This is a genomic window from Microcystis sp. M49636_WE2 (assembly GCF_030065375.1).
Lineage (GTDB): Bacteria > Cyanobacteriota > Cyanobacteriia > Cyanobacteriales > Microcystaceae > Microcystis > Microcystis aeruginosa_C.
The window spans coordinates 1-6623 of sequence record NZ_JASJFG010000099.1; the positions used below are offsets into that span (position 1 = coordinate 1).

Consider the following 6623-nt stretch of genomic DNA (forward strand, 5'->3'; position numbering starts at 1 on the left):
GACTTTGGGATAGTAGGCAAGTTTATTATCCAATTTACCAAAACAGGTGCGATTAAGCAGGATAACAAAGTAAACCGCCGTTAAACCGGAAGCGATGATACAGAGAACCGTCTGCACGGGAAAACGGGAGAAACTACCCTGAAAAACGATAAATTCCGCCACAAATCCCACTAATCCGGGGATCCCAGCGCTGGCCATACCGGCGAGAATTAATAGAGCGCTAACCAGGGGTAAACCGCGAATTGGGTTCATTAAACCGTTTAAAACGTCTAAATCTCTAGTTCCGGCTTTGCGTTCGACGATGCCCACCAGATAGAATAAGAGGGCGAGAATGAGACCATGGCTAATCATTTGCGCGACGGCACCAAGGACGCTTAAACCCGTGCCGGCGGCGGCTGCTACCAGTATATAGCCCATGTGACCGATCGAACTGTAGGCCACCATGCGTTTAATGTCTTTTTGGGCAATAGCGCTCAAAGCACCGTAAATAACGCTAATAACGCCGACAATTGCCAGTCCGGGGGCGATTAAAGACCAAGTTTCCGGGAATAATTGCAGACCAAAGCGAACTAAGCCATAAGTACCGAGTTTAGCGAGGATACCACCTAATAAAATTGCTGTAGCGGGGGAAGCTTCCGTATAGGCATCCGGTAGCCAAGTATGGAGAGGTACGAGGGGGATTTTGATGCCAAATCCCACTAACAGCAGAGTTAAGAGCAGTAATTGGGTTTTTTGGGAGAAATCGGCGGTGGAGAGGGAGGAGTAGTCAAAAGTACCACCGTTGAGGAAACCTATGCCTAAAAATGCCGCTAGGACTAATAACCCAGAGACAGCAGTGTAGAGAAGGAATTTAATCGAAGCATAGCCACGTTTTTCGCCTCCCCAGATAGCAATCATCAGATAAAAGGGGATTAATTCTAGTTCATAGAAAACGATGAACAGCAGCAGGTTTTTGGCCATTAATGCCCCAGAAACCCCGGCGTTAATCAGGAGGATTAGGATGTAATAAAGTCGGGGACGCTCTATTTTTTCTTCGCTACTATAGATAGCTATTCCTGTCAAGAAACAGCTTAAAATAATTAACGGTAAGGACAAACCATCGACTCCGAGGTTATAACTTAAACCGATTGGTTTTGCCCATTCGCGGTATTCAGAAAATTGAAAGCCATTACTGGTTAAGTTATATTGAGTCAGCAGATATAAAGACCAAAGGAGGACGGCGGCAACAAAAAAGAGGGTAATTTGACGTAATTTTGCTGGGGCAAATTTATCGGGGAAAAGACCGACGATAATTGCTCCAATTATTGGCAACCAAAGCAGGGTACTGAGCATATTGGTATCGATCGAATTTATAATGACTGGGATGAGAAAAGGATTAGCCAAACGACACGATGACTAATCTAGAATTGACTAAATTAAACTCACTTTGCCGGTATCGAGATCGTAGTAGGCTCCAACAATTTTTAATTGTTTTTTATCTACTAAATCACCCATGACTGGGGACTTGCCTAATTTCTCTACTTGATAGACAACATTGGATTTAATGGCTCGCTCAAGTTTGTTAGAACCGGGTTGTTTTTCAGCCCGATCAACTCCCACCTGTAGGCCATCGATTAAACTACCGATTTGACCCGGGAAACGACCCCCTTCAATGGTGGCTTTTACCGCTCCACAACGAGAATGACCAAGGACAACAATTACCTTGGCTCCTAACACCAACGTGCCGAATTCAAGGCTACCAATTTCTTCGGAAGTGGCTAAATTTCCCGCTACCCGACAAACAAATAGATCTCCTAATCCGCGATCAAAAACGATTTCTGCCGGCACGCGAGAATCGGCACAGCCCAAAATTGCCGCAAAAGGGGCTTGACTTTCGGCCACTTCTGTGAGTCGAGCTTGATCGCGGTTAGGACTTTTTTTTCTTCGTTCCCAGAAACGTTGATTGCCTTCCATGAGCATAGTTAAGGCCTGGTCTGGGTTCAATCCTTGATTTTGAGCCGTTAGCCATGGCTGGGAATTAACGGCGGTTTGGGCGTTACTTTTGGACAACTGAGAACCCAAAACAGAGGCGGCTAGACTGGTTCCCAAAAAACCACCCCCATAACGGATTAATTGGCGACGAGAGGTATTGAACATAGGTAATTGTTTCCATTAATCAGGACAAATCCTATTGTCAGGGCCGGGGATGCTAAAGAAAAGCCTAAGTTATCAAATCTTTAACTGAAAACTAGAGAAATTTGTGATAGTAGGGGCCAGCAGATGATAATACCAATCAAAGCCACCCCCAAAATAATCGACAGAAAGTAAAATTGGGTCTGGCCCGAGACGTTATATTTCAAACTCTGACCACCAAAAACCGTGGCTAATCCCACCAGGTTAACGATGCCATCCACCAGAAAGGTATCGATCCAGTTAATAATTTGCGAGATTAATCCGACGACAAAAACGATGGTAACTTTATACAATTTGGCTGTATAAAGGTCGTTAGCAAAGAAATCTTGAAGGGCTTTCGGTTGAAAAACGATCGGTTTGGAGATATTTTCATTCAGATAAATATATGCTGCCGGAATTACGCCCCCAGCAGTGGAAAGCACCAAGAGAAAAGCCACTCCCAGATTTAAGTTACTTGGTAATAAATGCCATTGCGCTAATAAAATCGGCAGATGAAGGGCGAAACCCATGGTCACAGTCATGGGGATAACTAAGGGCCAAAGAGCTTCCGGAGAGCGCAGGGTCATCGGTTTGATTTTACCGCCAAAGAAAACGCAAAATTCTCTAGTGACACTAAAGGCAGTTAAGGCATTGACCAACAATAGCACTAATAACAGTAAACCACTGACTTCTGCGAGGCGATCGCCCATGCGGGCCAATGACCAAAAACCACCAAAGGGAGGCAGTGCGACTAAACTAGCGGCACCGACGAGATAACAAATGCCGGAAACGGGACGACGGGACCATAAACCGCCGTATTGGCTTAAATCTTGGCTGATATTATTCCAAACGATGTTACCCACCACCATGACTAACAGGGACATAGCGATCGCATAAGTAAAGAGTAACACTAAAGCTGTTTCCGTTTGTCCGGTGGCCACAGCGATAAAAATCAGTCCCATGTAGGCGCTGACGGAATAGGAAAGGGAGCGCTTGACATCGATCTGTGCGATCGCAATTAACCCCGCACCGATGGCAGTAACAGAGCCAACAATGATCATCACCTGTAAGGTTAAGGGCGATAATTGTAGCACCGGCTCTAATTTCACCAATAACCAAGCGCCAGTGGAAACGACGACGGTATTCCGCAGAATTGTCGCGGGCATCGGTCCTTCCATGGCCTCATCTAGCCATAAATGCAGGGGAAATTGAGCGCATTTGCCCATTGGACCTGCAATCAGGGCTAAACAGAGTAAATTAGCCACATTGGGGTTTAAATTGGCTGTAGCTGCCCATTCTGCTAATTGGTCAAAGTTCCAGGTTCCCGCCAGGGGTAAAAGGGCCACCACTCCCATCAACAGGATTAAATCGCCAATCCGTTTGGTTAGAAAAGCATCCCGCGCCCCCGTTACCACCAGAGATTGATTGAACCAGAAACCAATCAGTAGATAAGTGCCGAGGGTGAGAACTTCTAGCACACAATAGCTGAAAAATAGCGAATTACAGATAACTAGGGCGCACATACCCCCTTCAAAGAGGGCGACGAGAGAATAAAACCTTGCCCAACCCCAATCCATTTCTAGATAGGCGATCGCATATACCTGAGCGGCGAGGTTTAAGCCGGTAATTAGCAGTAAAGCCCCGATATTAACGGCCGAAATCTGCACATCTAAAGATATGCTTAAATCTGCGGCATTTAGCCAATTAAATGCTATAGATTGCGGCGGACGACCCCAAACGGCGAGCAAAGCAAAAAGGCTATGCAAAAAAGCCCAGCAGGTCATGATCAAGTTCAGATAACCGGCCGGTCGCGGGCCGGTTTGCCGGATAATACCGGGAGACCAGGGTAGAGCGAGAAGTGCGCCGGCGAAGGCATAAAGAGGTACCAACCAGATAGTCTGGCTGAAGGACTCGAACATATAACCACCTCAAGAAGAAAAATGATCCTGAATTAAAGTTTAAGGTTTAATGGCTCACTAATAAGCTGTCACCATTTTTTAACGGGGCATGAATGGGGATGGTTTGACTAGCTTCCAGCAGGTATTTTAAAAAAGCATCGGCAATCACGGAAAGTTGTTTTCCAGCCAGATAACAAACGTACCAATTGCGCTGAATTGGAAACTGTTCCACGTCGAGGATGGCTAATTCGCCGTTTTCCCCTTCCGAGATGAGAGTATGCTTAGATAGTACCGATATTCCCAAACCCCCAGAAATAGCCTGTTTAATCGCCTCGTTACTGCCTAATTCCAAGCGCACCTTTACCTTAATATCGTGGAGATTAAATAATTTTTGTACCGCTTGGCGGGTTCCAGATCCCGACTCGCGCATAATAAAAGGTTGATGGTTGAGGCACTCAAGGGGAAGATTTTTCTGGCCCACCAATGGATGATCTCGTCGCGCCACCACCACTAGGGGATTTTCTAGGAAAGACTGAGAACAAAGTTCCACTTCTTCCGGCGGTTGACTGAGAATATACAGGTCATCCTCGTTATTTAACATTCGCTCTTGCAGTTTCTGATGATTAGTCACTTGCAGGGCGATGTCAATACCGGGATACTGTTGACAGAATGCCCCTAGTAATCGCGGTACAAAGTATTTAGCGGTAGTAATTACGCCTAAAGTTAGCTTTCCCTGTCTAGTTCCCTTAATATCGGCCACTTTCATTTGAAAGTTGTCCAATTTCTTAAAAATCTCTTGACAGGTGAGCAGTAATTCCTGACCCGCTTCGGTTAAAAATAAACGTTTGCCAATTTGCTCGAATAGCGGTAAACCCACGGCTTTTGTGAGTTGTTTGACTTGGGTTGAGACGGTAGGTTGAGTGATAAATAACTCCTCGGCCGCCTTGGTAAAGCTACTGTGTCGAGCGGTAGCCTCGAAAACCCTTAACTGGTGCAGGGTTGCCTGTATCAAGTTCTTATCCTCTTCTCAATAACAACTATTTGTCACCATCAATCCTAACGCCTTTATAGATTCTAGTCAATTAACTTTTTGATAAATATAGACTCTACTAGATATAACCGCAGCTTAAGACCTTTTGTCAGCCATCAGCTTTTTTCTCCCTCCTCCCCTCTCCCCCTCTCCCCCACTCCCCCATTACCCCATTCTCCCCACTCCCCAATTCATAATTCATAATTCATAATTCATCATTCATAATTATCTTGCTACAATCAGAAAACAACCATCTATTAAAATTAAAAGACAATGGTTAGTTATCTTGATATTGACGACGATCTTCTTTTCCCAGATAGTGATGGTCAACCGATGGCAGATAATACCGAACAATATGAGTGGATTGTCAAAATTAAGGAGAATTTAGAAATTATCTTTGCCGATGACCCTAGGGTGTTTATTGCTGGAGATTTACTCTGGTATCCTCTGCGTTCTACTTTGGTTTCACCGGTTGCTCCCGATGTCATGGTAGCTTTTGGCCGTCCCAAAGGACGAAGGGGTTCCTATCGTCAATGGCAGGAGGAAAATATCGCTCCTCAAGTGGTTTTTGAAATTCTATCACCGAAGAATACAAAAGCAGAAATGAGTCGAAAATTAGAGTTTTATGACACATATAATGTAGAAGAATACTATTTATATAACCCGATGCGCTGTCGTTTACAAGGTTGGCAAAGACAGGGAGAAAATTTAAGAGAAATTATCCCCATCAATGACTGGATAAGTCCCCGCTTAGGTATGCGTTTTATCTGGGATAAATCTAGTTTAGAATTGTATCGTCCCGATGGAGAGAAATTTTTAACAACTGTTGAGTTAGAGTCTCAAATGCGTCAAGAAAAGAAACGCGCTGATAAAGAAAAGAAACGCGCTGATAAAGAAAAGAAACGTGCCGATAAAGAAAAAAAACGTGCGGATCGACTAGCGGAACGCTTACAGGCGTTAGGATTAACCTTAGAAGAAGAATAATACCATGCCATTACTTTGGAAAAATGGTATTTAGATTAAGTTTTTTCATAGGTTATTAGTAAACAATAATCAGTGAACTGATAACTGATAAGTAGGTAGGCGTTAAAAATTATCAGATGCCCCCCTTATTAAGGGGGGATTAAAGGGGGGACTAAGGGGGGATCGGCACCCCCCTTATCAAGGGGGGCAGGGGGGATCGAACCTAAAATCCATTTTTAATTTAATTATAACCAGCTACTTAATATTAGCCAATAGAACCCCCCAAAAGCTGGGATTGAGTGATAAAATCAGAAGTAATGCCCAATTTTAACGGTGATTTTCCCTTTAAAAATAACAACTTAGTAGAAGTTCTACAAAAAGTTGACAAATTTTAAAAATAGGGTGGATTACCTTCAAGATAACCACCCGAAAACTACCATTAATTATCTGTAATCAACCGGTATTTCTCATCCCTGCGGCAATACCATTAATCGTCATTAAAGCGCCCCTTAATAACTCCTCTTTAGAATAGCGGAAATGAATCACACCGGATTGAGCTTGACTATTGTATTGACGTAAAC

General features: G+C 44.0%; 6 protein-coding genes. 1 reads left to right on the plus strand and 5 read right to left on the minus strand.

Translation table 11 applies throughout. From position 1 onward, the window contains the following. From PX484_RS02300 to PX484_RS02315, 4 genes are all read right to left on the minus strand, one after another. Positions 1 to 1332 (minus strand): NADH-quinone oxidoreductase subunit M (locus tag PX484_RS02300; protein WP_288102747.1); only part of this gene is annotated, 1332 nt, incomplete at its 3' end. 78 nt (positions 1333 to 1410) lie between these two features. Further along, positions 1411 to 2136 (minus strand): carbonic anhydrase, encoded by a 726-nt coding sequence (locus PX484_RS02305; RefSeq protein WP_288102748.1) that lies wholly within the window; start codon positions 2134 to 2136, stop codon positions 1411 to 1413. Between the two features lie 80 nt (positions 2137 to 2216). Beyond that, positions 2217 to 4070, minus strand: coding sequence for an NAD(P)H-quinone oxidoreductase subunit F (locus PX484_RS02310; protein WP_287767796.1), 1854 nt, complete (start codon positions 4068 to 4070; stop codon positions 2217 to 2219). A gap of 46 nt (positions 4071 to 4116) precedes the next feature. Then, positions 4117 to 5061, minus strand: coding sequence for a LysR family transcriptional regulator (locus tag PX484_RS02315; RefSeq protein ID WP_004268390.1), 945 nt, complete (start codon positions 5059 to 5061; stop codon positions 4117 to 4119). Positions 5062 to 5352: 291 nt separating this feature from the next. On the opposite strand from PX484_RS02315, the gene PX484_RS02320 reads away from it, so the two are divergent. Next, positions 5353 to 6063 (plus strand): Uma2 family endonuclease, encoded by a 711-nt coding sequence (locus PX484_RS02320; RefSeq protein WP_287658083.1) that lies wholly within the window; start codon positions 5353 to 5355, stop codon positions 6061 to 6063. Between the two features lie 432 nt (positions 6064 to 6495). Here the strand turns inward: PX484_RS02320 and PX484_RS25635 are convergent. After that, the coding region (locus PX484_RS25635) for a phosphoenolpyruvate carboxylase (RefSeq protein ID WP_353853206.1) at positions 6496 to 6623 on the minus strand (128 nt) is incomplete at its 5' end.